Annotated in this window: 17 protein-coding genes; 7 read left to right on the top strand and 10 right to left on the bottom strand. The window is 64.9% G+C overall.

Annotated features, from left to right (window positions below; all coding sequences use genetic code 11):
* Positions 1–24: 24 nt before the first annotated feature.
* The 9 genes from BUS42_RS40540 to BUS42_RS40500 all read right to left on the bottom strand — a co-directional run bounded on the left by BUS42_RS40540 (position 25) and on the right by BUS42_RS40500 (position 12,095).
* A complete protein-coding gene (locus BUS42_RS40540; protein ID WP_074317425.1) occupies positions 25–1,530 on the bottom strand; it encodes a hypothetical protein in 1,506 nt (501 codons plus the stop codon).
* On the bottom strand, positions 1,527–2,063 hold the full coding sequence (locus BUS42_RS40535; protein WP_074317423.1) for a hypothetical protein: 537 nt from the start codon (positions 2,061–2,063) through the stop codon (positions 1,527–1,529). Before BUS42_RS40535 ends, BUS42_RS40540 begins: the two co-directional genes overlap by 4 nt.
* Complete coding sequence (locus tag BUS42_RS40530) at positions 2,024–2,542, bottom strand: RNA polymerase sigma factor (protein ID WP_074317421.1); 519 nt, start codon at positions 2,540–2,542, stop codon at positions 2,024–2,026. The genes BUS42_RS40535 and BUS42_RS40530 overlap by 40 nt, the downstream gene beginning before the upstream one ends.
* 281 nt (positions 2,543–2,823) lie before the next feature.
* Complete coding sequence (locus BUS42_RS40525) at positions 2,824–4,143, bottom strand: DUF1552 domain-containing protein (RefSeq protein WP_074317419.1); 1,320 nt, start codon at positions 4,141–4,143, stop codon at positions 2,824–2,826.
* 89 nt (positions 4,144–4,232) lie between these two features.
* Positions 4,233–6,575: a DUF1592 domain-containing protein gene (locus tag BUS42_RS40520; RefSeq protein WP_083671360.1), complete on the bottom strand. Its 2,343-nt coding sequence runs from the start codon at positions 6,573–6,575 to the stop codon at positions 4,233–4,235.
* Positions 6,576–7,003: 428 nt separating this feature from the next.
* Positions 7,004–8,119 (bottom strand): arsenate reductase/protein-tyrosine-phosphatase family protein, encoded by a 1,116-nt coding sequence (locus BUS42_RS40515; protein WP_074317416.1) that lies wholly within the window; start codon positions 8,117–8,119, stop codon positions 7,004–7,006.
* Positions 8,119–8,769 (bottom strand): ATP-grasp domain-containing protein, encoded by a 651-nt coding sequence (locus BUS42_RS40510; protein WP_074317414.1) that lies wholly within the window; start codon positions 8,767–8,769, stop codon positions 8,119–8,121. Before BUS42_RS40510 ends, BUS42_RS40515 begins: the two co-directional genes overlap by 1 nt.
* Positions 8,770–8,829: 60 nt before the next feature.
* Positions 8,830–9,834, bottom strand: a complete 1,005-nt coding sequence (locus BUS42_RS40505) for a polysaccharide deacetylase family protein (RefSeq protein ID WP_074317412.1) — start codon at positions 9,832–9,834, stop codon at positions 8,830–8,832.
* Between the two features lie 443 nt (positions 9,835–10,277).
* The gene (locus BUS42_RS40500) at positions 10,278–12,095 is read right to left on the bottom strand and encodes a M20/M25/M40 family metallo-hydrolase (RefSeq protein WP_074317411.1); all 1,818 of its coding nucleotides are present in this window, start codon (positions 12,093–12,095) and stop codon (positions 10,278–10,280) included.
* A 272-nt stretch (positions 12,096–12,367) separates the two neighbouring features.
* Here BUS42_RS40500 and BUS42_RS40495 point away from each other — a divergent pair, with 272 nt between their 5' ends.
* The 5 genes from BUS42_RS40495 to gnd all read left to right on the top strand — a co-directional run bounded on the left by BUS42_RS40495 (position 12,368) and on the right by gnd (position 20,329).
* Entirely contained in the window at positions 12,368–13,777 is a 1,410-nt protein-coding gene (locus BUS42_RS40495) for a sulfatase (protein WP_074317409.1), read from the top strand.
* A 263-nt stretch (positions 13,778–14,040) separates the two neighbouring features.
* Positions 14,041–15,657: a hypothetical protein gene (locus BUS42_RS40490; RefSeq protein ID WP_074317407.1), complete on the top strand. Its 1,617-nt coding sequence runs from the start codon at positions 14,041–14,043 to the stop codon at positions 15,655–15,657.
* Between the two features lie 284 nt (positions 15,658–15,941).
* A complete protein-coding gene (locus tag BUS42_RS40485; RefSeq protein WP_074317405.1) occupies positions 15,942–17,189 on the top strand; it encodes a 3-dehydroquinate synthase in 1,248 nt (415 codons plus the stop codon).
* A 406-nt stretch (positions 17,190–17,595) separates the two neighbouring features.
* A complete protein-coding gene (gene pgi, locus BUS42_RS40480) occupies positions 17,596–19,236 on the top strand; it encodes a glucose-6-phosphate isomerase (RefSeq protein WP_074317401.1) in 1,641 nt (546 codons plus the stop codon).
* A gap of 76 nt (positions 19,237–19,312) precedes the next feature.
* Positions 19,313–20,329 carry a phosphogluconate dehydrogenase (NAD(+)-dependent, decarboxylating) gene (gene gnd / locus BUS42_RS40475; RefSeq protein WP_074317398.1) on the top strand — a complete coding sequence of 339 codons (1,017 nt, stop codon included), beginning with the start codon at positions 19,313–19,315 and terminating at the stop codon, positions 20,327–20,329.
* 21 nt (positions 20,330–20,350) lie between these two features.
* On the opposite strand, the gene BUS42_RS40470 is transcribed toward gnd, so the two are convergent.
* Positions 20,351–21,175 (bottom strand): class I SAM-dependent methyltransferase, encoded by an 825-nt coding sequence (locus BUS42_RS40470; protein WP_074317396.1) that lies wholly within the window; start codon positions 21,173–21,175, stop codon positions 20,351–20,353.
* Positions 21,176–21,458: 283 nt separating this feature from the next.
* Between BUS42_RS40470 and BUS42_RS40465 the strand changes: the two genes are divergently transcribed.
* Together BUS42_RS40465 and BUS42_RS40460 are read left to right on the top strand one after the other, a co-directional pair.
* Complete coding sequence (locus BUS42_RS40465) at positions 21,459–24,620, top strand: DUF1553 domain-containing protein (RefSeq protein WP_074317393.1); 3,162 nt, start codon at positions 21,459–21,461, stop codon at positions 24,618–24,620.
* A 96-nt stretch (positions 24,621–24,716) separates the two neighbouring features.
* Positions 24,717–26,180, top strand: a complete 1,464-nt coding sequence (locus tag BUS42_RS40460; protein WP_074317609.1) for a DUF1501 domain-containing protein — start codon at positions 24,717–24,719, stop codon at positions 26,178–26,180.
* Positions 26,181–26,202: the final 22 nt, after the last annotated feature.

Raw genomic sequence — 26,202 nt, 5'->3', positions numbered from 1 at the left:
AAGCGGGGACGATCAATCAATCGATCAATGGGCCAGTTTCAGCAGGTAGTCAATCGCGTAGACGGGATGGTTCGGGGCACCGGGGGGGACGGGAGCCGTCAGGGTGGCCGTGTCGCCATGGACCCGGTAAACGAAGGGCAGGCCCGTCGCGGGATCGCGCGGCACGGGGGCGTCGGTGATGTCTTCGAGGCTCGCGGGGAGCTTGCCCGGGTGAGCATGAACGTGCAGCCGGATCGCTTCAACGCATTCAAGTGCGTCGAACTTGCGATCGACCCGGAGGGCGGCAAGACGCGCCGTGTTCAGGGCTGGAGAAAGCAGTTGGAACATCGTGAGCAGGGGGTTGGCGAGTTTGTTCTCCATGGTGTGTACAGTCTCCTGTTCGGCCCGGCTGAACGACTGCCAGTAAGGAAGATTCATCCACTTGTAGCTTTCGTCTCGGTGTCTCCGGTATTCTTGAAGAGTAAAGAGCGAGGCGACTTGGACGATGGGCATCTCCTCCACTTCGGCTTCGGGCCGCCCCTCGGCGATCAGGGTCCGCCTGGCCTCGGGATAGATCTTGGCGGCCATCGCGGCGATGCCGAGTCGACGCGCTGATCCAGACAGATTCGGTAAGGCCGCGTTGATGCCGGGGATCGTCTCGCCCGTCGCGAAGCTGTAGAGCTTGCGTTGCAGCTCGCTGGTGAACCGTCGCGCTTCGTCGAGGCTCCAGACTCCTTCGCGATCGAGATCGTTCAGCTCGGGCAGTTCCCGTTCGAGGAGGTATCGTTCCCCTTCCAGGGACGGCCTCATGTCGATGAACGGCTGGGGTCGGTCGGCCAGGGCCCAGAACAAGCTGGGGGTGCCCGGGGCCTGGATCAGGTCGATCAGGCAGTCGATCATCACGGTGTCGATTGCGACACCGACCAACGCCTGGATCACGATCGGTCCTTGGCTGACGTGCCGTCCCATGACCAGGCCGATCTGGATCCAACGCATGGCCTCGTCGGTTTTGCCATCAAGGATTTCCAGACGGGTCCGCACCTTCACGAGCCTTGCCAGGGCGCGCATTTCCTGGATCTCGGGGAGCAAGAGCTCGATGCCTTCCTTGCGCAGGTCGAATTCCCAGTCGCAGGTCGTGCGGATTGCGCCCAGCTCGATCTCGTTCAGGACCCGTTGGTAGGGCTCGAGTTCCTTTCTCGCCTCGTCGCGCGGGAACTCGTCGAGCGGAACGGTCCCCCAGCGCGAGATCCGTTCGTCGATCGACTCGGGGCGGGATCCGGGTTCCTCCTTCTTGGTCTGGGCAGTGTCGTTTCTCCGGAGCTCGAGCAGCATCTGGATGGCGCGATGGTAGAAGATCGCGGCGTTGCCCGGCACGAGCGTGCGGCGCTCGGGCACGAGCCGGTACTTCAGGGCCGGTCGGGGCGCGGCGGCCGGCCGCAGGGTGATCACGGTCGGTTGCGGGGCGGGTGGCGATTGGGCTGGGGCCGGGGTCGGGGCGGCCAGCGGTCCCATGGCCGCGGCCAGGGCAAACAGAGCGAATGTCCGTCTCACGAGGGGGCTCCGGGCTCGAGGGTTTTCAGGAGTTCTTCTTGCCACAGTTGACGCGTGAGCGGCGGCGACGGCTTGTGGGCATCCAGGTTTGCTCGGGTCGACGGTGGGGTGGGCAGGCCGTCGAGTCCGTAGCGGAACACCTGCGAGGTCAGCCGCTCGTAGGCGGTCGACCCGAACGAAGGAGCGGCACCAAAGCCGCGGATTGCCGCCGGCGCCTGGGTCACGACCGGGTCAGTGGGGGCGTCGCGAACGACCGGTTCCCGGTCCCGGACGACAATGACCTTCTCGATGATCTGAGGAGCGGGCCGGTGCGCGAGCAGGGCCGCTTCGCCCAAGGCGATCAGCCCGGTGCCCGCGGCCACCGCAATCCAGAGCCGCCTGCCGGCCGACGCCGGCCGCGCCGTCGCGGCCTGCCCGGCGCGGAACATCAACTGGTCGCGATCGAGGCGGCTGCGTGACGGCGTGAGCGAGCCGAGGGCGTGCTCGATTGCGTTCAACTCGAGATCGACCGCGTTGTGCTGCTCGTGCGACATGGGATCCCCAGGCGTTCTCGCAGGGCTGTCAGACCTGCGTGATAGAGGCGGTGCGCCGAACTCGCGGAGATGCCGGCGAGCTCGGCGATCTGTTCAAAGGCTAAGGCCCCCCAGAGATGGGCCACGATGACTTCACGCTGCGCGAGGGGCAACGCCGCGAGCGCCGACTGGGCGAGCTCGGGATCCACGGCAGTCGTACCTCGACTCAACGGTTCGGGCTCGAACCAAGCGGGAACCGTGGCCGCGGCCTCGGCCTCGTGGCGTTTCCGGCGCTGGCTGGCGATTCCGGCGTTGATCGCACCGTTGCGGACCGTCCGGAACAGCCAGGCATCGAGCGACAGAAGCGGCTTACGCTGCGAAGCCAGCTTCACGAACGCTTCCTGGACGACATCCTCGGGCGTATCGCACCACTGGCGAGCGTAAAGCTCGAGTGGTCCGGCCAGCCGATCGATCAAGCGTCCGAGCTCTGCTGAATCCATGCGTTGGGGACTCACCGGCCGCACTGGTCACTCTATGAAGTATGACAACAGTCGGATTGCGTGGTCCCAAGTTTTTTGGAGACGATCGGCGAATGCCGTGGGGAATTGCCGTAACTGGTTTGGTGGAAAGGTTTTTTTGGGGGGGGATGAGAGGGCGCGGGTTTCCGGTCTTCCTGGGGAGAGAAGACGAAGATGGTGGGCACGGCCCACCAGGGATTCCGACAGGAGGAGATGAGGGACGGGGAGCCGGTCAGCTCCCCGCTCACTCAGGTCAAGTCAGATCAAGTCAAGTCGTGCAGCACGCCGTCGCCGCAGAAGTTCGGGTTACCGAACGTGTCGATCCGATGGCCCATGCCGTGGGCCAACGCCAATAGGAGCCGGTTGTGGGCCACCTTCTTGTACTGGATCGACCGGCCCATCCGGAAGTCGAGGCCGTTGCCGACGAGCACGAACGGGATGTTATCGAGGGTGTGCGAATTCCCCTTGCCCAGCTCGTTGGTCCAGACGATGAGCGTGTTGTCGAGCAGGCTCCCCTGCCCGCCCGGTTCGGGCGTGTCGGCGAGCCGTTTCGCGAGATAGGCGAGCTGCTCGCAATACCACTTGTTGATCCGGGTCAGCTTCTCCTGGGCGCTGGCGTTACTGTCCGGCTCGTGGGAGAGCTCGTGGTGCCCTTCGTCCACCTGCAGCCAGCGCATTTTCGCCCCGCCGACCGAGTTGGTGTACTGCAAGGTGGCCACGCGGGCGAAGTCGGACGCGAAGCTGTTGACCATCAGGTCAATCTGCATCTTGCTGATCCGGGGGATCTCGTCGTTCTCTTCCTTGACCCCTGACTCGAGCTCGGGGACCGCATGGTCGAGCGCCTCGTTCTGACTCGACTTGAGCTCGTGCTCCATCTCGCGAACGAAGGTCGCGTGCGCTTCGAGCAGGTGCCGGTCCTCGGCGCTGACGACCGAGCGGACTTTGCCCAGGTCGTCGCCGAGTGCGTCGAGGATGCTCTTGAGGCTCTCGCGGTCCTTCATGCGTCCGTAGAGCTTGGCGAACATCTGGTACGGATCGTCGATCGGCGCGACCGGCTTGTTCGGGCCGGTGTAGACCATCCGGGTCCAGGTGTCCGCGCGGTCCGGCACCATCACGCCGAACTCGAGCGATCCGAACCGGGTTCGCGAGTCGGGCGCTTGCTGAAGATGATTCTTGATCTCTTGATCGATGGAAATGCCGCTCGACCACCCGGCCGGGGTATGCGATCCCCCTTGGATATTGCCGGGGAACAGCTCGGTTCCCGTCAACAGGCAGCCGATCCCGCGCATGTGGCTGTCGCCGTCGCCGCGGACCTTGTCGCAAACTCCACCGAGGATGAGGGTCTGCTTGCGGAATGCCTCCAGGGGCGTCAGGCTTTCCTTGAAGGCGAACTCTTCGCCGGCTTCGTCGGGCCAGAACGTCGAGGGAACGATGCCGTTCGGGCTGAACAAGACCACCAGCCGTTGCTTGCGCTTCGCTTGGTTCGCGAAGCCGAGGCTAGGCAAATTCAGGATGAACGGGAGGGACGCCGCGCCGATGCCGAGGTCGCGAATGAACTCGCGTCGTGTCGATCTCTGGGCCACGTCATTTCTCCTGAAGAAAGCCGGCGAATAAAACCAATCGAACGGGATGAATTCAAGGCAGACTCGGCGGCACGAACCTACGGAGCGAGCTACGGTGGGGTGGCCCGCGCGATCAAGGCGGTGTCGGCCGCGATCTTGACAACGAGCTTTCGGATGTTGAAATTCCCCTCGGCAAACGCCGCACGCAGGTTCTCGAGCTCGTGCGGTCCGAACGCCCGGACCGGTTGCTTGACGATGTTGTGGAAGACCTGTTCGATAAAGGCGTTGTGCGTTTCCGGGCTGCCCGCCAGGAAGGCCGCCAGGTCGCGGGCGCCGGCGAACTTGACGAGTTCCCCGGTGCGCGTTTGATAGGCCCCGGTCGCGTCGATCGACCGCCCGTTCTCCTCGCGTCGGAACCGGCCGACGGCGTCGAACGGCTCCAAGGTGAATCCGAGCGGGTTGATCATCGCGTGGCAGGCCTGGCACGACTCGGGGCTGGTCTGCAGCGCGACCCGTTCCCGGGTGCTCAACTGGGGATGAAGGTCGGGCGCCAGCGGCGGGAAGGCCTCGGGCGGCGGCCGCAGTGCCAGGCCGAGGACGCTTCGAGCGATGAACACGCCGCGATGGATCGGTGAGCTGGTCGCCGTGTAGGCGAAACTCGTCATCAGGTACGGGTGGGTCAACACTCCGGCACGCTCGCGAGGCTCCGGCGTGACCTTCTGGAACGGGGCGTCGGTCGGAAGCGAGGCGCCGTAGAATTGGGCGAGCCGGCCGTTGAGGTAGAGCGCGTCGGTGAGCAGGAGCTGGCGGAAGTCGGAAGCGTCGCTCCAGACCAGGTCTTCCAGGAGCAGGTCGAGCGAGGTTCGCAAGTCCGACGCCATCGCCTCGTCAAAGTCGCCGAACCGCTTGGGATCCTTCGCCAGGTCGGGGATCTGCTCGACCTTCAGCCACTGAAAGAAGAAGTCGCGAAGCTTGGCGCGGCACCGCGGGTCGGACGCCATCCGTTCCGCCTGGCCGGTGACCTGGTCGCTCGTTTTGAGCTGGCCGGACGCGGCAGCTTGCAGGAGCGGCTTGTCCGGGAGCGAGTCCCAGAGGCCGAATGAAAGGCGCGCGGCCACGTCGTAGGCGTCCCCTTCCCCGCCGATCTCTTGATAGAGGAACCGAGGCGACTTGAGGACGAGCAGCACGACCCGTTTGACGGCCGTGTCGAAGTCGCGGACGTCCTTGAACTGACGCTCGACGTAGAGCTCGCGCTGGTCGTCGGTCAGCGGGCGGCGAAACGCGCGCTCGGCGAATTGGAGGCAGAACGCGCGGAGCCGAGGCTCGCGGTCCGGATCGTCGTCTTTGACCCCGGTCAGCTCGCGGAGGTGCGCCACGACGTAGTCGGCCACCTCGATCGCGGCGTCCGTCGTGGCCTGCTCCCACTCCTTGGAGACCGACGACCCGCGTTCATAGCCGACGCTCCGGTCGTCGGGCGGGAACGGACTCGCCAGGACGAAGGATTCAGGGAGCAGGTCGGGAGCGAGGTTGTGCTGGGGAATGACCTCGGCGACTCGATGCGGCAGCGCCCACTCGAGGGCGATCGACCCCGGCGCCACTTCGGCCTTCTTGTCGTCTTTCTTGACCCCCTGGGTGGCCTTGGAGTACTCGAGCCGCAACGGATAGGCCCGACCGGCCAGCAGGCGGATCGAACCGCGGTATTCGGTGTCGCTGCCCGACTTGACAAAGGCGTCGATCAGCGGTCGTTTGAGGTCGTTGACCCACAACCGAGCACTGTTCTCAGTCTTGACGATGAATTCATACTCCCCCGTCTCGGGCGCAAGGACCGACCCCTGCCAACGGATCGCGAATTCCTTGGGTTCGATCTTCTCGGGGTCGGGGCTCGACTTGGAGAAGTCGAACCGCACCTGGGGGTCGACCCGGCTGAAGACCCCGTCGTTGCGGATCTGCTTCGACTTGAAGTAGTCCCCGTGCAAGCCGCGACGATCGCCCCGCACGCTCGGCTCGCGGAACCGGCCGATGAGGTCGGTCACGGCGTTGCGATATTGGCGCACGGTCAGGTGGGAGAGTTCGATTCGGGGCGGCTTGGCGCGGGCCTGGGCCGCTTTCGAATAGAATGCGTCGTGAATGTAGGCGGCGACCTTCTCGGCATCCTCGCCGACACACGACCCCGGAGCGTCCTCGGGCATCGACTTGGCGATGTAGCTTGTGAGCCGGGGCAAGGTCCGATCGCCGATCAGGGGATGCGGATAATCCTCAGGGGTCCCCTCCCCCTTCGCCCCATGGCACGAAGCGCACTGACGAGCGTAGATTTGTTCTCCGCTGTTCCCTTCGGCCGCCTCGACGATGCGCGGGGCCGGCACAATCGCGAGCCAGACGAGGGCGACCCCGGTCGCGGCCACGGTGCGACGGAACAGGGCGAAGGGTTGGGTCTGCTTTGAGGGGCTAACCATGGCGGAGCCGGGATCTCCTCAAACCAAGGAGGCGGAGGCAGGCAGGACTGACCACCGACCGGAGAGATTATGCACCGGCTGTCGGCAGGTCGGCAGCAGCGAACGCGAAGGCAGCGACCAAGGAAAACCGGAACCCAAGCGCGCGGAATGAGGGTCGAGCGCCGTGACGGGCTCGAGTCGAACAATTATTCTACCTCTCTCGAGCCGGCGGCACAAGCCAATGCAATTTTCTGGCAATTGCCTCCATGACCCGTGTCGCGATTGCATGGGTTGGCGGGCGTTTTCGAGACACGCCGAAGCGATCTCCGTCTGAGGGCGTGTGTGAGAAGGGGTTTTTGTAGGGTGGGCCGTGCTGGCCAGACAAGAGCCAGATGGATTCCTCGCGCACGCTTCCGAGAGGTCGTCTGCGGACCCTCATCGTGATTCGATCATGCCAGGTTCCGCGGTTCGGTGGTCGTCGCCTTGGGGGATGTGGTCGGTCCAGCTCGCCCGACTTCTTCGATCACCCGTTCGAGGTTCTCGTCAATCTCCTGATAGCACCTCTCGAATTCCTCGGCCCCGCCATTCCAAGGGTCCTCGATGAAAAGCGGACCCTCGGGCCGGATCGCCCCAAGGGGAAAGACACGGTCTCGAGCGAACGGATAGGTCCGCCGGAACTGTTGGTAGTTGGCGTAGTCGAATACGATGATCAGATGGGACTGGCGGACGAGGGTTTCCGTCAGGACTTGCGATGCGTGGTCCGAGAGGTCGATGCCGCGGGCGGCCGCCACGGCGACGGCCACTTCCGGGGACGGTCGCCCGGGGAGCGGCAGGTAGCCCGCCGAGTCGATTTCCAGGCGGTGCCCCAGATTCTTGACGGCGACGGCGGCGGCGTATGGGCTCCGACAGATATTTCCCGCGCAGAGGAAGAGCACCTGCCGGGCCACGCGGACCCGTTCTCGGAATCGCTTCGCGAGGCCGCGACGCGATCGGCTCGACTGGAGGAAACGGCACGCGAGTTTGCCGCGGAAGCCCAACCATTTCCGGCGGCCGATCCCCGACAGCTCGTGCCACGCGGGGGTCGGGTCGTCGAGGACGAAGGTGTCGCTCCGCTCGCGGAAGAGTGTCAGGTTCTTGAGCGTCTCGGCGAGGACCCCAACCAGCGGGCGAGTCGTCAGCGTCGGGTCCGACCGGTCGGCTCTGAGATTGGCCGAGAGCCACTCCACGTCTCCCTCCCAGTTGCGGCAACAGAGTCCCACGCGGTAGGTCTGCGGAAACGCGGTCCGACCCTCGAGGAGCATCTGGACCAGAGCTAGGGGGAAGTCGGCCCCGGCGGCCAGGGCCAGCGGGAGCGAGCCCCAGAACCGTCCGTTGACTTCGATGAGGGCCCACCGGCCGGTCCGGGAATCGACCTTGAACTCGACCATCGCGACCCCGGTGTAGTCGAGGGCCTTCAGGAGCCGCACCGAGGCGTCGACCAATTCCGGACTCGGTCGCGTGCTCATGCGATAGGAACTGCCCCCGCCGCGTGGCGGCTCGTGGACGCGCACATGCTGAAACGCCATCAGCACCTCCCCCCCCTCATCAGGAGCTCGACACCCACCCCTCGGCCGAGAACGTTCTCCTGGATGGCGACCGGGCCCGCGCCGATCATTGCCTCGAGCGCCTGGTCCAACTCGTCGCGTGTGTAGACTTTGCGGACCTCGTGCCGGGAGTCCGGGGTGCCTGGATTGAACGACTCGCGGGGCTTCAGAACGACCGGCAGCGTGAACTCAGAAATCAGGTATTCTGAGTTGTGTAAATCTGAAAGAATCGTCTCGCGAGGAACCCGGACCCCGACGGATCTGGCCAACTCGTTCGTCTGAAACTTGTCGAAGAAGACCGCGAACGATTCGTCGCTCAGGAGGGCGAGTCGGCCGTGCGGCTCCAATTCCGTTCGGTGTTGCTGGAGCGGGACCAGGCACGAGTCGTGACAGGGAATGACCAGGTCGAATTGCTCACGGCACAACAACGCGATCAAGTCGACTTTCCACTGGTCGTCGTGCTCGCGGTAAGCCGGCAGGTCGTGCCGTCTTGCGAGATAACGCGACCGCGCAGCCGGATCTCCCGGCCGGTGCCAGGCCGCGTGTACTTCGATGCCGCCGCGCCCGAGGGAGCGAACGACGCTGAGGAATGATCGGCTGTCGTGCCCGAGAACCAGCACCTTGTGTCCCATCGAGTTCCCTCCCCCTCTTGGGAATCGCTCTCGCTGCCTGGAATCGGCTCCCGTTTCAATTTAAATCCATTGAAAACAGGTGTGGGATTTCAGTTCATGGGAATCGATATCGCGATGGATGCCAAACCGAAAAATGTCGAACGGCTTGCTCAGCGGCAGGCGATTGGATTGGCAGATGAAGTTGAACCCGACGCGGTAGCCAAGCGACTCCGCGATCTGGCAAGTCTCCGGGGTGTAGGAAGACGACCTGCCAACGGGGTAGGCGACCGAGGTAATGGGCTCATCGAGCAAGCCTTCGAGGATCGTCTTGGACTGTTCCAGCTCCTCGCGCTGGGTGTCGCCGTTGAGGTGCGAGAGAATGCGGTGCGAGTGCGTATGTGAGCCGATGTCCATTCCCGCCCGCCGCATCTCGCGAAGCTGTTCCCGATCCATGAACAGGCGGGCACCAGCGTCCCGCATCGACCCGGCCGGGCGGCAACGCGCGCGGATCTCCCTGACTTGCTCGTCCATCGGGATGCGTGTGCGGAGCTTGACCCGTTCGAGAACGGCTTCGATCGACCGCTCAATCCCCTCGGCCCCCAAATCAAAGTCTCCCTCGGCGTCCTCAAGGCGGATCCGCTCGATGGTCGCGTTGCGGAGCGACCAGGCAATCTCGTCCCACCAGGGGAGTTGCGAGCCCCCAATAAAGGCCGTCGGGATGAAGAAGGCGGCCGTGACCCCCAACTCCCTCAAGGTCGGGAAGGCGACCTCATAGTTGTCCGCATAGCCGTCGTCAAACGTGATCAGGGCCAACGGTTTCCGGGGTGGACGTCCCCCCTCCTCGAGAAGCCGCGCCAGGTTGACCACCTCGAACCGTTCCTTGAGCATGGCGACATGCTCCCGAAAGTGAGCGGTCGAGCAGGAATAGACCCCTCGGTCGAATGCGCAGGCCTCCGGATCACCGATCCGGTGGTAGTTGAAGCAATAAAGGCCGCGGCCGAGCGTGTGCCAACGAACCGCGGTCAGGCCCGTTCTCGCGAGCAATGCACGGACTTTTGCTCGCTTCGACAGAATGCGATGAGCCATGCCCGCTCCTTCGGCACAAGGGTCGAGGACCGAGACCGCCGCCTGCCTGGGAAGGAGTGCGGCGGAATCGTCACCTGGCCCTGCTTTTGGAGAACCGAGAATTGCACGACATCGTGACCTCTCGATTGCGAGTCGTCAGGGACACCGGCCGCTCAAGCTTCCGACTTGCCGGGCGCGGGAAACCTGGGAAACTCGGGCCCGGACAAGGTTTGCGCGACTTTCGAGTCCCAATCGGGCCGATTTGGGCCAGCCTTCGGCCCGGCTTCCTGTCGAGCGTCATCGCAATCGACAAAGTTCCTCTACCATCATCGTTGATTGTTCAGTGGAGTCAAGAGGAGCGCAAAACAAGCATATTCGGATTCCCCGAACCCTCAGGCGGCTCGTCGAAACTGGATGGGGTTCGGGGACGCGATCGTGGCGTGGGGGCTTCGGACGCCTTGTTTTCAATGGGGCGAAGCCTTGGCTCCGGGGTTTGTGACGACGGTGGTGGCGGTGGGCTTCGGTCTTGGTTTCCGCGGCAGTTTCTCGTCCAGGACGGCGGTGTTGTAAACGAACGCGGCCATGATGATCGCGGCCTGCTTCATGTCGTTGGCCTGGATGCGGTCGAACACGTCCTGGTTCGAGTGGTGGGTTCGGGTCGAGTATTCGACGGGGTCTTGGATGAACTGGAAGCCAGGCAAGCCGAGGCCGTCGAACGAGAGGTGGTCGGTGCCTCCGGTGTTGGCGGACGAGAGGGTCGTAGCCCCCATCGCGCGGAAGGGCTCGAGCCACTTGCGGAAGATCGGCCGCACCGCCTCGTTCCCTTGGAGGTAGACTCCGCGGATTTTCCCTGTCCCGTTGTCGAGGTTGAAGTAGCCCGAGAATGACTTGAACTCGGGGGTGGGCGTCGATTCGGCCTCGGACCCCTCGGATTCTTCAGACTCTTCGGATTCCTCGAATTCTTCAGACTCCTCAGCCTCCTCGGACTCCTCAGCCTCCGTATCTCTGGGGTGATCGAACCCGGCGGGGTCGTCTCCGGTGCTGAAGTGCTTGGAGGCGTAGGCCCGCGAGCCGCGGAGCCCCTGCTCTTCTCCGGTCCAGAGCGCGATCCGGACGGTCCGGCGGGGGTGCAAGTCGAGGGCCTTGAGGATTCGGACGGCCTCCATGGCGACCGCGACGCCGGCCGCATTGTCGGTGGCGCCGGTGGAGCTGTGCCAGGAGTCGAGGTGCCCGCCGAGCATGACGACCTCCTGTTTCAGGTCGGTGCCGGGAATTTCGGCGATCGTGTTGTATCCCATCAAGTCGTCCTCATGAAATTGGACGGACAGGTCGACGGCCATCTTGAGCGATTCCCCCTGGCCGATCATGCGGACGAGCCGGTTATAGTGCTCGATGGCGAGGACGATCTGGGGCACGGTCCGAGGTGCGTCCTTGTCCCAGGCCGAGGGCCGCCTGGCATTGGAGCCGGGCGCGGCCGCGGGGCCGGGAAGACGGGCCCCGCTGACGAACAGGGTGCCGCCGTCACCGAGTGGGCTGGGCTCAGCGACCAGCGCGGCGCCTTCGTCCACGAGGAATTGCAGCCGTTGCCGCTCGAATGAGGGGGCCTCGCGGCGGCGTGGTTGCGCTCGCCCGTTGCTGGGCTCATTGGCATTGGCCAACGTGAGCAGCTCGCTGTCCGTCAGCCGGGTGGCGAGCGGCTCGACTCGGGCGTCGAGGTCACGCGCCGGCCCGACCAGCACGATCGCCCCCTTGAGCGTCCCCTTGAACTTGGTTAGATCCGCTTCCGACTTGGCGTCGAGGTGGACGACCGGGGCAACGAGCGTTCCTTCGAGGCCGGGTGACCATGCCTTGGGGTAGCCGATCAAGGGGATGGCGTGGGGCTCAACGACCTGGGCCGAGAACCGCTGAAGCGACCAACCGCGTCCGAACGGCCCCCACGGCTCGAGGTGAGCGTTCTCCGCGCCCCACCCGGAGAGTTTGTCCCGGGTCCACTCGTTCGCTCGGGTCAGCCCCGGCGAACCGGTGAGCCTGGGGCCGATCACGTCGGTCAGGTAGCTCAAGGTCGCCATGACCTGCGACCGCTTCAGCCCTTCCTCCTTGATCCGCTCGATCGGATCGTTCGCGGCTTTGGCCGGGCCTTTCTTGGCCTCGACCGCCTTGATGACGTCCTCGGCCGTCGGCTGGTTCGCCGCGGGCTGTTGCGCCTGGAGCGAGAGCAAGGGCAGGAACAAGAGGCAAGTCGTCGGCAGAAGCAGGGCGACGGTCTTGAGGATCTGGGGCATGGTCGCTGAACTCCGCGAGGGATCAAGCCAGGTTGAGATTCGCGGGCGATGACGCCAATCGGGTTGGCGAGGCTCCATCACTCGCGGAGCTTCTGATCTTAGGCACGCGTTGAGCGGCGCTCCAGAGGGGGGCGGGCGGCTCGAAAGCGATCGCGATGTTGTCTTTCGTCGGCGCGAACGATCTGGTGGCGGCGGATCGGCGAACCGACTAGCATCAGCAAACGCGTTTCGCGTGCCAGTCCAGTATAAGGATCCTTTCAAGTGAGGTCAGGATGAGCCGGAGCGTCGTTCGTGGAATGGTGGCCTTGCTGTTGCTGGCTGCGGCTGCCCAGGCGCCGCGGAACAGTTGGGCGGCGGACCGCAAGCCGAACATTGTGTTTATCTTGGCCGACGACCTCGGTTACACCGACGTCGCTTGCTACGGGAGCCGCTATTACGAGACGCCCAACATCGACCGGCTCGCGGCCCAGGGCTTGAAGTTCACCGATGGCTACTCGTGCGGTCCCAACTGCCAGCCGACGCGTGCCGCCTTGATGAGCGGCCAGTACGGGCCGCGAACCGGCGTTTATACCGTCGGCTCGATTGACCGGTTCGACTGGAAGAGCCGTCCCCTGCGCCCGGTCGACAATGCCCAGGGGCTACCATTGGAGAAGGTGACGATCGCCCAGGCCCTCAAGTCGGCAGGGTATGCTACGGGGATGTTCGGCAAGTGGCATCTCGGTCAGCAAGGGGACTATCATCCCCGGCGCCGTGGGTTCGACGAAGCGATCGTCTCGATGGGCCAGCATTTCGAGTTCACGACCAGTCCCAAGGTGACCTATCCCGACGGGACCTACCTCGCCGATTTCCTGACCGACAAGGCGGTCGACTTCATCACGCGGCACAAGGCCGAGCCGTTCTTTCTCTACCTGCCTCACTTCGGAGTCCACGCGCCCTACCAGGCGAAGAAAGCGTTGATCGAGAAGTTCGCCGCAAAGCCGGCGGCCGGAGGGCATCATGACCCCACCTATGCCGCCATGCTCGCCAGCGTTGATGAGAGCGTCGGTCGCGTTGTCAAGACGCTCGATGAGCTCGGCCTCTCCGACGAGACGCTGGTGATCTTCTCGAGCGATAACGGCGGGGTTGGCGGATATGCTCGGGAAGGGATCGGCAAGGCGGGAGCCGTGACCGACAACGCGCCGTTGCGTGGGGGCAAGGGCATGCTTTACGAAGGGGGAATCCGGGTCCCGTACCTGTTCCGCTGGCCTGGCAAGATCCCCGCGGGCACCGTCTGTGATCGTTCGATCAACAGCGTGGACCTCTACCCCACCCTGGTTGCCTTGGCTGGCGGCAAAGTGGCGGAAGACTACCCGCTCGATGGGACCAGCTACGTCAGCCTCTTGACCAGCGGCGGCCAGGGAACGTGGGACCGGGAGGACCTCTACTGGCACTTCCCCGGCTACCTGGGGGCGGGCAAGGGAAGCTGGCGGACCACCCCCGTCGGCGTCATCCGGTCGGGGGACTGGAAACTCATGGAGTTCTTCGAAACCGGTAAACTTGAACTCTACAACAAACGAAATGATGTCGGAGAAAAGATCGACCTGGCCGCCTCATTGCCCGAGCGCGTGAAGGAACTCCACGCCAAGATGCTTGCTTGGCGTAAGCAGATTCATGCACCCATGCCGACACCAAACCCCAAGTGAGCCGTGGGGCGCACGGTTGGCCTTGAGACCCCGTTTTTTTTCTTTTTGGCGGAAGTCTGAATATCTACGGGTCGGCCGGCGTCCAAGATCAAGTCGAACGCGACTTCACCCTCACGTTCCTCCGGCTCTCGAGGTTCTCCTTTCTTCTCCTGAGCCGGATCCGATCGAGCACGTTGATTCTCCTGCTTACTCTGACCTCCACGATTATTTGTCCGAATATTCCCCCCGCGTGCTCAGGTGAGCACCAGAAAGGTTTCCCCCCAATGCGACGCGCACTCTTTGCGCCTGGGCGCTTGGCCGCCTTGGCGGCTGGTCTCTGTCTCTCCGTATCCGCGACGCCAAGCATTGCGGATGAGCCTGCGGCCAAGGCCGAAGATCAGGCGACTTCCTCCGAGACCAAGCCGGTCAGTCTGTTTGATGCCGTTCGACAAGGCGATGTCTCCGTCAACGCCGAGGGGAGTGGCGACGGCCGGATGACCTTGTCGCTCACGAACAAAACCAAGCGCCCCCTCCGAGTCGTGCTTCCCCCCGGTCTGATCGCCTCGGGAGCCACCGGCCAATTCGGTGGCATGGGCGGCATGGGTGGCGGTGGCATGGGCGGCGGCGGCATGGGTGGTGGCATGGGAGGCATGGGCGGTGGCGGTATGGGAGGCATGGGCGGTGGTGGTATGGGAGGCATGGGCGGTGGCGGTATGGGCGGTGGCGGCATGGGCGGCGGTATGGGGGGTGGTGGCGGAACCATGCCGGCTTCGATGGGCATGATGATGCTCGGACGCCTGATCATGTCCCTGGTCGGCGAGCGGGATAGTTGGGACCAGCAGTCGCTCATGTCCGGAATGATGGGCGGCATGGGCGGTGGCATGGGTGGCATGGGCGGCGGTATGGGTGGCATGGGCGGTGGTATGGGGGGGCGAGGGGGTGGATTCCGGTCGGTTCCTCCGACGGGCCTCCCGTTCGCCGCGCTGAGCCCCAAGCAGACCCGGCATCTTCCCACCCGCCTGGTGCGGTTGTCGGACCCGAATGCGGATCAGTCGATGGCGATGCCGGCCAAGGGCGAGAAGCTCCGGCTTGGCGAGATCAGCCAGTTGACCGATGATGCCCGGGTTCAGGGGGCGATGAAGCGGCTGGCCGAAGACAAGGCGCCTCAGGCTGTGGCCCAGCTTGTCATGTTGCGGGTCGCCTCTGGTCGGGAGTGGGACGCGATCGAGGGGATGTCGAAGTCCTGGTCGAATGCCCACGAGTTGACCCTGGCCCGAAACTTCGTCGACGGCTTGGGGTCGCTCCCCGCCGAGGAGACGGGGGTCTTGCAGTACGAGATCGTTGCCAAGGGGACGGCCGGCGAGTCGGCAGCTCAAGAACTGCGTGACGCGCTCAAAGAAAAGACGCTCCTGGGTCTGAAGGGGGTTTCGGGCGTTCCTTCGGAGCCGAAGGGACCGGCCGTGGCCTGCAAGGTTCAGGTCAATGGGGACGAGGCGACCGTGCAGGTGGCGACCAGCGACGGCCCGGCTCGGGCTTGGGCGGCGGCGGGCAAGTTCACGCTTCCGCTCGCGCGGACCAAGACGGGTGAGCTGAACGTGGCGGCGGTGGCCGACGGTCTGGCCGAGGGGATCCTCGACCGCATGGTGCGGGCCCAGCTCTCTCCCGGCCCGCGTTTGAAGGGGAAGCCGACCTACAAGATCAAGATCGAAAACGCCTCGCCGCTGATCCTGAACGGAATCGCGGTCCTCGGCAAGGGGAGCGAGACCGACTCGAAGGTGCTCGCGGGTATCAGCATCTCGCCGCAGCGGAGCCTGACCTTGCCCGCGACCGACGAGATGGTCAAAGCACTCGGCTTGAAGAAGGGGATCCGCGTGATCGCGGCCGACCTGAGCGGTCTTTGAGACAGAGGTTGGTCCGCTCCTAGGTTTTTTCGGGATGAGTTGAAACCGAACTGACCGGCCACCGGCCCACGCGGCGACGCGAGGGCCGGTGGCCGTTTCGCTGCGCTGGGCGGTGTCTCGGGTGATTCCTGCGGATCGACTTCGTGCCGCCCGTTGGTTCTGAGGTCTCGACCGAGCCTTGACGCGCCTGTATACTTTGAGAACCATCAGTACCCACCCGCGCGTCGCGGCCGAACTCGACGGCCCGACGAGCTCCCGCCACCTACCCGGGAAGTCTTGCCGCGATGGACTACGAAATCGATCCGGTTCGCGCTGAGGTGTCGTTCGCCCCCTCGTTCGTCCATCGGCTGCATTTCACTGACGACGTGCTCGGTGCCGATCAGGGGGTGCTGGCCGACGTGCTCGAGCCCTCCGGAGACCGCCCCGCGCGGGTCCAGTTCTGGCTCGACGATCACGTGGCGCGTGCTCAGCCCGAACTCCGACACCGGCTCCGTGCCTTCACCGCCGCGCATGCCGGCCGCATCACGCTGGCCGGAAACGTGCAGGTCGTCGAAGGGGGCGAGGCGGTCAAGAATGATATCCACATCCTTGAACGCATGCTCAAGGTGTTCAACGCCGCCGGCCTGGATCGGCGGAGTTACGTGGTCGTGGTTGGTGGTGGTGCGGTGCTGGACGCGGTCGGCTTTGCCGCGGCGATCGCACACCGCGGCTTGCGGCTGGTTCGCCTGCCAACCACCACGCTGGCTCAAGGCGATTCGGGCGTGGGGGTCAAGAACGCGGTCAACCTGTTCGGCAAGAAGAACTGGCTCGGCAGCTTCGCGGTCCCCTGGGCCGTTATCAACGACACCGCGCTACTCGCGACCTTGCCCGATCGCGACTTCGTTTGCGGCTTCTCCGAAGCGGTGAAGGTCGCGTTGCTCAAGGATCCCGGGATGTTCGCGGAGTTGTGCGCGTCGGCGACGCGGATTCGCCAGCGCGACTTGACGGCGGCCCTGCCGGCGATCCGGGCTTCGGCGGAGTGGCATCGCCGGCACATCACCCGCGGGGGCGATCCGTTTGAGGCACGCGAGGCGCGGCCGCTCGACTTCGGCCACTGGTCGGCCCACCGGTTGGAGGCGATGACCGACTTCCAGGTGCGGCATGGCGAGGCCGTCGCGATCGGCGTGGCGCTTGACACGGTCTACTCTTCACTGGCACTCGGCCTGCCGACCGAGGTCGCTGACCGGGTGCTCCGCTGTCTGACCGACCTGGGCCTCCCCTTGGGGCACCCTGCCCTGCGTGATGGAACGGCCCTGTTCGAGGGGCTGGAAGAGTTCCGCCAGCACCTGGGGGGGCGGCTGACCCTGACGATGCTCCGCGGCGTCGGAGACCCGGTCGACGTCCACGAGGTGGATGAAGCCTTGATGCGTCAGGCGCTTCGACGGCTCGAACAGCTTGATCCGGCGGCGTGGACTCGCCCGGTCGGTTCGCCCGCGGAGTACCGCCCAGCCACGGAGTCGGAGGCTGGGGAGCCTGGTCTTTCCCGGCATTGACGCCCGGCCTTTTCCTCTTCTTTTCTTCCCCCCCGTTTTTCGATTTCTCCGTGAGCCCAAATCGCGTTGCGACCGCGAGGCGTCTTGAAGTGAGCCTTCTTGAACCGAGCCTCGCACGCAGCGCAGCGGAGTAAGCGATCCCGGATCGACGTTCCGTGATGCCGAGCGGGGCCAGATCACTTACTCCGCTGCGCTGCTCGGTTGCTCAGTTGCTCGGTCGCTTCTCAATCAAAGTCGAATGATTTCGCACTTCTCCACCGTCAGGTCCCGGTTGACCGCGGCCCTCATGCGCGATTATGTAGTGATGGACCAACGCGGAATTTGTGGGCGGGCGAGTCTGCTCCCGGATCGCTTGGCCGTCCCTCGACAAAAAATGTAAGGCCGACGGCGATTGGAGACCCCTGAGATGACGACAGCAGGCGTGCCCGCGACCCGACTTCCGGTCTGGAGAGCGCTCGAAGCCCACTACCAGCAGGTCCGCGGCCTGCACCTGCGTCAGTTGTTTGCCGACGACCCCGGCCGGGGCGAGCGGCTCTCACTCGAGGCGGTGGGGCTCTACGTCGACTATTCGAAGAACCGGGTCACCGACGAGACGCTCACGCTCCTGTTTCGGCTCGCCCAGGAGGCCCGCCTCTCCGAATGCATCGAGGCGATGTTCCGCGGCGAGAAGATCAACGTCACCGAGCAACGCGCGGTCCTGCACACGGCGCTCCGGGCTCCGAAGGGGGAGTCGATCCTCCTCGACGGCAAGGACGTCGTGCCCGAGGTCCATGCCGTGCTCGACCGCATGGCCGAGTTCTCCCAGCGGGTCCGCAGCGGCGCCTGGAGGGGGGCGACGGGGAAGCGGATCAAGAACATTGTCAACATCGGGATCGGCGGCTCGGACCTCGGGCCGGTCATGGCCTACGAGGCACTCAAGCACTACAGCGATCGCTCGTTGACGCTGCGGTTCGTCTCCAACGTCGACGGCACCGACTTCGCCGAGGCCACGAGCGACCTCGACCCGACCGAAACGCTCTTTATCGTGGCTTCAAAGACATTCACAACTCTGGAGACGATGACCAACGCCCAGACGGCTCGCACTTGGTCCCTGGCCGCGCTCCGCGACGAAGCGGCGATCGCCAAGCACTTCGTCGCGGTCTCCACCAACGCCAAGGCGGTCGAGGCGTTCGGAATCGACACCGCGAATATGTTCGGCTTCTGGGACTGGGTCGGCGGTCGCTACTCGATGGAGTCGGCGATCGGCCTGTCGACGATGATCGCGATTGGTCCCGACAACTTCCATGCGATGCTCGCGGGCTCGCATGCGATGGATGTGCACTTCCGCACGACTCCGATCGAACGCAACCTGCCCGTCCTGCTCGGCCTGCTGGGGATCTGGTACACCGACTTCTTCGGGGCGGAGACGGTCGCCGTCCTCCCCTACGACCAGTACTTGAAGCGGTTCCCCGCCTACCTCCAGCAGTTGACGATGGAAAGCAACGGCAAGCACGTCACGCTCGAGGGCGCGACGGTGGATTATGCCACCAGCCCGGTCTACTGGGGGGAGCCCGGGACCAACGGTCAGCACTCGTTCTACCAGCTCATTCACCAGGGGACGCGGCTGATCCCGTGCGACCTGATCGGGTTCTGCCAGTCGCTCAACCCCCGGGGCGAACACCACGACATTCTGATGTCCAATGTCTTCGCGCAGGCCGAAGCCTTGGCCTTCGGCAAGACGGCCGAACAGGTCAAGGCCGAAGGGACTCCGGATTGGCTCGTGCCGCATCGGACCTTCGAGGGGAACCGGCCCACGAACGTGATCCTGGCCGATCGGCTGACCCCCGAGGTGCTCGGGACCCTGGTCGCACTCTACGAGCAAGTCGTGTTCACCCAAGGGGTGATCTGGAACATCGACTCGTTCGACCAGTGGGGCGTCGAGCTCGGCAAGGTGCTGGCCATGCGGATCATTCCGGAACTGGACGGCGAGACCGAGCCCCCACTCGCTCACGACAGCTCCACCAACAGTTTGATCCGCCGCTACCGGCGCCTCAAACGGACTTCGTAGAACCCGTTGCCGGACCGACCGGCCCGGACCGGGACCAAGCGAGACGCGAACCGAACCGAAGCCAAAGGAGAGGTCGATGCAGCTCGGAATGATCGGACTGGGCCGGATGGGGTCGAACATGGTGCGCAGGCTGCTCGGCGGAGGCCACACATGCGTGGCCTTCGACGTGTTCCCCAACGCCGTGGCCGCGGTCGTCAAGGAAGGGGCGGTGGGAGCGGCCTCGCTCCCCGAGTTCGTCCGGACGCTCGCCAAGCCGCGCGCGGTCTGGCTGATGGTTCCCGCGGCCGTCGTCGACAAGACGCTTGAGGAACTCGTGCCGCTCCTGGAAGAGGGCGACATCGTGATCGACGGCGGCAACTCCTACTACGTCGACGACATCCGCCGCGCCGCCGAGCTGAAAGCGAAGGGCGTACACTACGTCGACGTCGGCACCAGCGGCGGAGTCTGGGGCCTGGAGCGGGGCTACTGCATGATGATCGGTGGCGAAGGGCCGGTCGTCACTCACCTCGACCCGATCTTCCAGACCCTGGCGCCGCCGATCGAGTCCGCACCGAGCACCCCGGGACGCGAGGCGCTGGGGGGGACCGCCGAGCACGGCTACCTCCACTGCGGCCCCAGCGGCGCGGGGCATTTCGTCAAGATGGTCCACAATGGGATCGAGTATGGGATCATGGCCGCCTACGCCGAAGGGATGGCGATCCTCAATCATGCGAATGTCGGCAAACGCAGTCACGAGGTCGATGCCGAGACCACCCCGCTGCGCAACCCTGAGCACTATCAATACGACATTAATGTTCGGGACGTGGCCGAGGTCTGGCGGCGTGGGAGCGTGATCTCCTCGTGGCTCCTCGACCTGACGGCGTCCGCCCTGCTCAAGGATCCAGCCCTCGCGACATTCTCGGGCCGGGTCTCCGACTCGGGCGAGGGGCGGTGGACCGTCAAGGCCGCCATCGACGAGGCCGTGCCGGCCCCGGTCTTGACCACCGCGCTCTTCGAACGGTTCTACTCGCGGGGCGAGTCCGACTTCGCCGACAAGCTGCTCTCGGCGTTGCGCTACGAGTTCGGCGGACACGTCGAGAAACCGGCCAATTGAGTGAGCCTTGAGTTCGGACCGTCAGCCGGTCGGCGGGTTGACCCCCTCGGCCACGGCGATCAGATAATAGGGGCGCTCGCGACTCCAGGGTGAGCGCGGCCGCACGACGTACGGGCTGAAGAGTGCGGACGCGAACGGTTCGTCGGTCTGGATGACGTCGACGGCCGAGTTGCGGATCGCCGGATCGACCTCACGACGCTTGGCGGGGCAGAGCCAGGTCGAGAGGCGCCAGAAGCCCTTGATCCGAAGCCAGGGAGAGCGTTCGGCCGCAAGCCCGCGGAGACTCCACCAGCCGCTGGATTCGGGGAACTGGGTAAACAGGCGCACGGTCTTGAACCGAGGGCGCAGCAAGTCCTCGAACTCGCGTTCGTCGCACTCGATTCGGTGGAACGGGTTGTGCGCGCCCTCCGCGCTATACACCGGCCGGTTCGGGGTCGAGACGATCAGGACCCCGTCGGGGGCCAGGACCCGAGCGCATTCATCAAGGAAGGCGGCGGGGTCGTCGACATGCTCGATCGTCTCGAACGAGACGACCAGGTCAAGGGAACGGTCCGGCAGCGGGATGGCGAGGGCGTCGCCGGACCTGGCGTCGAGCCCGTACTTGCTGCGGGCGTGTTCGCAGGCCTCGGCCGAGAGGTCGACGCCGATCACGCTCGCCGCCCCGGCTTTGGCCAGTGCCGCGGCCCCGTAACCCTCGCCGCACGCGATGTCGAGCACCCGCCTCCCCCGCGCAAACTTTCGGGCGAATCGATAGCGGCCGAGATGCTCCCAGAAGGTCCGGCCGCTCGCCCGCTCGGGGACCATTCGTTCGCCGGTGTATTCCAGTGCCGAGGGATCGTCGTTCATCGCCCGATCATCTCGCTTCAGTACCGAAGTGACAAGCCAGGAGGACCGAGAAGGACGCGGGATCAACGCGGAAGCAGGTCAACGGTCGCAACGAACCAGCCCGCGTTGCGATCCGTACGTCCCGCGTCTGAGGAACGCTCGAGGCTGGCATTGCGATCGTGTATTTTATAGAATTGCACTCAGCTTGCATTCCTGCCCCCGACTTTCCTGCCTGATCACACCCGCTGTGGGGAGGAAGGGGTCTGCCGACTCCCTCCTCTTCGATACGACCCGAGGTTACGTCATGAAGCGAACCGCCGTCATCGGGGCTGCACTCTTCCTCTCGATCGTGCCCGCGTTGGCATGGGCGGCGGAGGGGGACGGGGCGATCGAATACAACCGCGATGTTCGCCCGATTCTGGCCGAGAATTGCTTTTCGTGCCACGGGCCGGATAGCGCGAGCCGCAAGGCCGACCTCCGTCTGGACCAGCGCGACCCGGCCATCAAGGCAGGCGCCCTCACGCCGGGCGACCTGGCCGGCAGCGAACTGATCCAGCGAATCCAGTCGGAGGAGCGGGATGAGGTGATGCCACCGCTCGCGACCAAGAAGACGCTGACGGCCGAACAGAAGCAGATCCTCAAACGCTGGGTCGAATCAGGCGCCGAGTATCAACCCCACTGGTCCCTGATCGCGCCGACGCGGCCCGAGCCGCCGGTCGTCAAGAACGAGGCCTGGGTCCGCAACCCGATCGATCGCTTTGTGTTGGCGAAGCTGGAAGCGTCGGGCCTGGCCCCCGCGCCCGAGGCCGATCGCCGGACCTTGGCACGCCGCCTCAGCCTCGATCTGACCGGTCTGCCGCCGAGCCCGGCCGTGGTTGAAGCCTTCCTGCGCGACCCGGCCCCGGACGCCTACGAGCGGTTCGTCGATCAGATGATGGCCTCCGCGCATTGGGGCGAGCATCGCGGCCGCTACTGGCTCGACGCCGCCCGCTATGCCGATACGCACGGAATCCACTTCGACAATTATCGAGAGATGTGGACCTATCGCGACTGGGTGATCAAAGCCTTCAACCGGAACTTGCCGTTCGATCAGTTCACGGTCGAGCAGCTTGCCGGCGACTTGCTCCCCAACCCGACGCTCGACCAGCAAGTGGCCTCGGGCTTCAATCGCTGCAATATTACGACCAATGAGGGTGGGTTGATCGATGAGGAATACCTCGTCCTCTACACCCGCGACCGTACCGAGACCACCTCGCTCGTCTGGCTGGGGATGACGACCGGCTGCGCGGTCTGCCACGATCATAAGTTCGACCCGATCAGCCAGAAAGAGTTCTATTCCCTGGCGGCCTTCTTCAACAACACCACGCAAATCGCCAGGGATGGGAATATCAAGGATACGCCTCCGATCGTCATCGTGCCGCTGCCGGCCGACCGGCCGCGCGCGAAAGAAATCGCGGGCAAGCTTGTCGAGGCGAGGCAGCAAGCCGACGCCCGCAAACCAGCGGCCCGCCCCGAGTTCGACCAGTGGCTCGGGTCGACTTCGGCCGTCGCGTTGGCCTCCTTGATCCCGAGTGACGGCCTTCGATTCCACGCCTATCTCGGCGAGGGAAGCGGAAAGACCTTGTTCGTGGCCGTCGATGGTCGCCCGAAGACCCTGACCGTCCCGTCCGCCGCCTGGGGGGCGGGGCATCTCTCCGCGAAGGCCTTCAAGAGCCAGGCGGCTGGGGTGGCCCAGGTGCCCGAAGCCGGCAACTTCGACAAGGGCCAGCCCTTCTCCTACGGCGCCTGGGTCAAGATCCCCAAAGCGAGCGCGACCGGGGCGTTCATGGCGCGGATGGACGATGCGCACGACCACCGCGGCTGGGACCTCTGGTTCGAGAACGGGCGGATCGGCACGCACATCATTCATCAGTGGCCCGGCAACGCCATCAAGGTCCTCGCCAACACTCAACCGAAGTCGGGCGAGTGGGCCCATTTGCTCGTCACCTACGATGGCTCCGGCAAGGCCGCCGGTGTGACGCTCTACCTCAACGGTCAGCGCCAGGAACACGAGGTGCAGGCCGACACGCTCACCGAGTCGATCCAGACGACGGTCCCCCTCAAGCTCGGGCAGCGGCACTCCACATCAGTCTTGGCGAACTTGTTGATCCAGGACGTGCGGATCTACGGGCGGGCGCTGCCCGCCGAGGAGGTCGATCGGCTCGCGAAGACCAGCCGCGCGACCTGGCTTGTCGACGCGTCCCACCCCAAGCGGACCAGCGCTGAGAACGACGAGCTTTTCTCCTGGTGGCTCCCCAGCTTCGACCTCGAATACGGCAAGCTCGCCGCAACGTTGGCCGGGCTCGAGCAAGAGAACGCGGCGATCCAGGCGCGGGCGACGGTGGCCCACGTGATGAACGAGCGCAAAGACGAGGCGATGGCCTACATCTTGTTCCGAGGCGAGTACGACAAGCGACGCGACAAGGTCACGCCCGAGACGCCCGCCGTGCTGCCGCCGATGCCGGCCGACCTGCCGCGCAACCGTCTCGGCCTGGCCCAGTGGCTGCTCCGGGCCGAGCACCCGCTCACCGCCCGCGTCACCGTCAACCGGTTCTGGCAGGAGGTGTTCGGGACCGGGCTGGTCCGGACCACGGGCGACTTCGGTGTGACCGGCGAAACTCCCTCGCACCCTGAGCTCCTCGACTGGCTCGCCCTCGACTTCCGGGAGCGAGGCTGGGACGTCAAGTCGTTCTTCAAGACCCTGGTCACGTCCGCCGCCTACCGCCAGTCGGCCCTCGTGTCGCCCGAGAAGCTGGCCAAGGACCCCGCGAACCGAATGCTCTCGCGTGGTCCTCGGTTCCGGATGGACGCCGAGATGGTTCGCGACTACGCCCTGGCCGCCAGCGGTCTCATGGTGGACACGCTGGGCGGGCCGAGCGTGAAGCCGTATCAGCCCGAGGGGGTCTGGGAAGCCGTGGCGATGATCGGCAGCAACACCCGCGACTACGCTCGCGATGCCGGCGCGAAGCTCTACCGCCGGAGCCTCTACACCTTCTGGAAACGCGCTGCGCCCCCCGCATCAATGGATATCTTTAATGCACCGAGCCGCGAGGTCTGCACGGTCCGCCGCGAACGAACGAACACGCCGCTGCAAGCGCTCGTGACCCTCAACGACCCGCAGTTCATTGAGTCCGCGCGAAACCTGGCCCAACTCGCGATCAAGGGCGGGGGAACATCGGTCGAAACCCGCGCCGAGTTCATGGCGATGCGGCTGCTGGCCCGGCCACTCCGCCCCGAGGAAGGGCAAGTGATTCAGAATGCGTTTGAAGAACTGTTCGCCTATTACCAGGAACATCCCAAGGACGCGACCGAGCTGATCACCGTCGGCGAGTCGAAGCCCGACTCCGGGCTCGACCCGGCCGCCCTGGCCGCCTGGACCATGACGGCCAACGAGTTGATGAACCTCGACGAAGTTCTCAACAAATAAACGAGTCGGTCGGGCATGGCCCGCCGTGATTTCCGTCCCTTTGACCGGTCAAGCGAGCCACCCCTTCTCTCACTTTTCTTTGCGGAGGACCGTGCGATGAGTCTCTTTCAGGAATGGGTTCGCTACGAGACGCGCCGCCAGTTCTTCGGTCGGGGGGCGAACGCCGTCGGAATGGCCGCGCTCGCCTCGCTCGCGGGGATCGGCCGAGGCGCGGGGGCCGCGGCAATCGAGAAGGAAACGCAACAGGCGATCCTGACCCACTTCGCGCCCAAGGCGAAGCACGTCATCTACCTCCACATGGTCGGCGGGCCTTCGCAGCTCGACCTCTACGACCACAAGCCGACGATGAAGGAGTGGTATGACAAGGATTTGCCCGAGTCGGTCCGCAAAGGTCAGCGGCTGACGACCATGACCTCGGGGCAGAAACGGTTCCCAATCGCTCCGTCGATGTACAAGTTCGCCCAGTATGGTCAGAGCGGGATGTCGGTCTCCGAGCTGCTCCCCTATACGTCGAAAATGGTTGATGACATGTGCTTCATCCGAAGCATGAACACTGAAGCGATCAACCACGAGCCGGCGATCAGCTACATGCAGACGGGGAACCAGATCACCGGCCGCCCTTGCCTGGGGTCGTGGGTCTCGTACGGCCTGGGGTCGCTCAACGACGACTTGCCGACGTTTGTCGTGCTGGTCGCCAAGCCGAGCAACACCGAGCAGGTGCAGGCGATCTCAGCGCGGCTCTGGTCGTCGGGGTATCTGCCGGGCGAGCACGCGGGCGTCTCGTTCCGGAGCGGTGGCGACCCGATCCTTTATATCAACAACCCGCCCGGTGTCCCGTCGGCGATCCGCCGCAAGATGCTCGACGGCCTGCGGTCGCTCAACGAGATGACCTATCAGTCGCTGGGCGACCCGGAGACGCATACCCGGATCCAACAGTACGAGCTCGCGTTCCGGATGCAGGCGAGCGTCCCCGACCTGACGGCCATCAGCAACGAGTCGGCAACGACCTACAAGCTCTACGGTGAGGAAGCCAAGAAGCCGGGCAGCTTCGCCCACACCGTGCTCCTGGCACGCAGGATGGTGGAGCGCGGAGTGCGGTTCATCCAGGTCTATCACAACAACTGGGACACCCACGGCAACGTGGCGGGCCGCCTGCCGAGCCAGTGTAAGGATGTCGATCAGCCGTGCTGGGGGCTCGTCCAGGACCTCAAACAGCGTGGTTTGCTCGACGAGACCCTGGTCATCTGGGGCGGCGAGTTTGGCCGGACGATCTACTCACAAGGGGGCCTGTCCACCACGAACTACGGGCGCGACCACCATCCGCGCTGCTTCACGATGTGGATGGCCGGCGGTGGCTCGAAGCCGGGGATGGTTTACGGCGAGACCGACGACTTCTCGTACAACATCGTCAAAGACCCGGTCCATATTCGCGACTTCCACGCCACTGTCCTCCGCCTGCTGGGCTACGACCACGAACGGTTCACCTATCGCTATCAAGGTCTCGACCAGAAGCTGACCGGAGTCGAACCGGCGCACGTCGTTACGCCGCTCCTGGCCTGATTGCGAAATTGATCATCATGTA

Source organism: Singulisphaera sp. GP187 (assembly GCF_900129635.1).
In the GTDB taxonomy this organism is placed as follows: domain Bacteria; phylum Planctomycetota; class Planctomycetia; order Isosphaerales; family Isosphaeraceae; genus Singulisphaera.
This window is presented reverse-complemented; position numbering and strand designations above follow the sequence as displayed.